At 71.7% G+C, this 1701-nt stretch carries 1 pseudogene; it reads left to right on the top strand.

The annotated features are described in order from the left end of the window. A pseudogene (locus DQP56_RS24945) lies at positions 1–1701 on the top strand (hypothetical protein); the annotation flags it as partial.

Raw genomic sequence — 1701 nt, 5'->3', positions numbered from 1 at the left:
GGCGCACTTATCCACGCCGACGGGCCGGGCAGCACCATCACCGACGGCACCGTCGACGGTGGCGACGGCGGCAGCGGTGGCCTCAACGGCGTCGTCGGCAACGATGGTGCCAGCAACTCGATGGTCGTCACCGAGGGCGGCTCCATCGCGAACACCACGGTGGAAAGCGGCCAAGACAGCGACAACGCCTCGGGTGGCGGTGCTTCACTGCTGGTCACCAACGGCGGCAGCGTCGCCGACAGCACGATCACCGGCGGCGACGCCGGTGACGGCTTCGATGGCGGCGCGGCGGCGATTACCGCTGACGGTGCGAACAGCAAGGTCACCGGCGCCACGGTGGTCGGCGGCAACGGTGGTGACGGTGGTGTCGGCGGCAGCGCCAGCGTGACCGCCACCGACGGTGCCGTCATCGACACCGTCTCGGCTATCGGCGGCCACGGCAGCGACAGCGCTGCTGGTGGTGCGGCCGCCATTACCGCCGACGGGACCGGTAGCACCGTCATGAACAGCGACGCCGTCGGCGGCAACGCCGGAACCGGCGACACCAGTGGCGGCAAGGGTGGCACCGGTGGTGAGGCCTTGATCCAGGCTGGGGTTGGAGCCAACATTCACGACGCCACCGCCCACGCTGGTAACGGCGGCAGCGGCAGCGACGGTGGTCAGGGCGGCGGCGGCGGCAAAGCCTTTATCGAAGCTTTCCCCGGCGCTGAAGCGACTGGCACCGCTCAAGGTGGTAACGGCGGCGCGGGCGAGACCGGCGGTTCTGGCGGCAACGGCGGGCAAGCCTGGGTGGGTGCTCGTGGCACGGACAGCACGGTTGGCGGTGGCGTCGTCACCGGCGGCGACGGTGGCTTGGGAAGCGAGGGCGGCATCGGTGGTGACGGCGGTCAAGGCATCCTGCTGGCCCGCACCACCGACAACACTGCCGGTGATGCAGACACCGTCGCCACCGGCGGCAAGGGTGGTGCCGCAACCGGTGTCGGCAGCCACGGCGGCAAGGGTGGTGACGGCAATATCGGGACCTACACGGTCGGTACCACCAACGCCGAAGTCACCGGGACCGCCATCGGCGGCAACGGCGGTGCCGCCAGCGATGGCGGGACCGGCGGCAACGGCGGTCAGGGCCATCTATCAGCGGAAAGCTCCAACTCGACTGCTTCGGGTACCGGACTCGGCGGCCACGGCGGGGCCGGCAACGGCGGCAACGGCGGCAACGGCGGCATGGGCTGGGTGCAGGCCGGCGGTGGTAACGCCACCGCGAGCGGTATCGGTACCGGCGGCGACGGCGGCGACGGCGGTGTCAACGGCGCCGACGGCACCGTGGGCGGTAACGGGGCCGACGGTGGCATGGGTCTGGTGCAGGCCTGGGGCAACGGCACCGGCAACGCTGACGGCACCGCCACCGGCGGCGACGGCGGGAACGGCGGCGAAGGCGGGATCGGCGGTGCCAAGGGCGGCGACGGCGGCACTGGTGGCCTCGGCCGGATCAGGGGCACTCTCGAGGACGGTGAAGCCATCGGCGGCAACGGCGGTGATGGCGGTAATGGCGGCACCTATATCGACGCCACCGATAACGGTTATGGCGGCGTAGGCGGCGCGGGTGGTATGGGCGACATCACCGCACAGGGCACCGTCACCGAGGGCGTCGCCCACGGCGGCGCGGGCGGTGACGGCGGCCACGGTGACAGCGCCGGTAACGCT

This window comes from Mycolicibacter senuensis (genome assembly GCF_003284925.1).
Taxonomy (GTDB): Bacteria; Actinomycetota; Actinomycetes; order Mycobacteriales; family Mycobacteriaceae; genus Mycobacterium; species Mycobacterium algericum_A.
Note: the sequence above shows the minus strand (reverse complement) of the source record. Positions and strands in the feature narration are given on the sequence as shown.